Below are 278 nucleotides of genomic sequence, written 5' to 3'. Positions count from 1 at the left end.
CCTGTCTTTAAACCGACCAAAGGTCAGGTTTCTTTGAAGCACCAAAACCATTTAAAACAAGCGTTTAATCCTCCAGCACCAAATCAAGTATGGACTAGTGACTTCTCTTATATTCCTATTGGAAAAAAATCTTTTGTTTACCTTTGCGTGATTCTAGATCTATTTTCCAGAAAAGTCATTGCCTGGACTGTCAGCAAAAAAATAGATACCGCTTTGGCTATTACAACAATAGAAAAAGCCATTCAAACTAGAAACCCTAAGGCTTCTGTTCTTTTTCA

1 protein-coding gene is annotated in these 278 nt (G+C 36.3%); it reads left to right on the top strand.

Annotation, left to right across the window (positions count from 1 at the left end; translation table 11 throughout):
• Positions 1-278 (top strand): DDE-type integrase/transposase/recombinase (locus tag ACS2QP_RS27585; protein ID WP_438883036.1); only part of this gene is annotated, 278 nt, incomplete at both ends.

This window comes from Bacillus cereus group sp. Bce019 (genome assembly GCF_051781745.1).
Taxonomy (GTDB): domain Bacteria; phylum Bacillota; class Bacilli; order Bacillales; family Bacillaceae_G; genus Bacillus_A; species Bacillus_A cereus.
The sequence above is the reverse complement of the archived record's forward strand: the minus strand, read 5'-3'. Positions and strand labels throughout refer to the sequence as shown.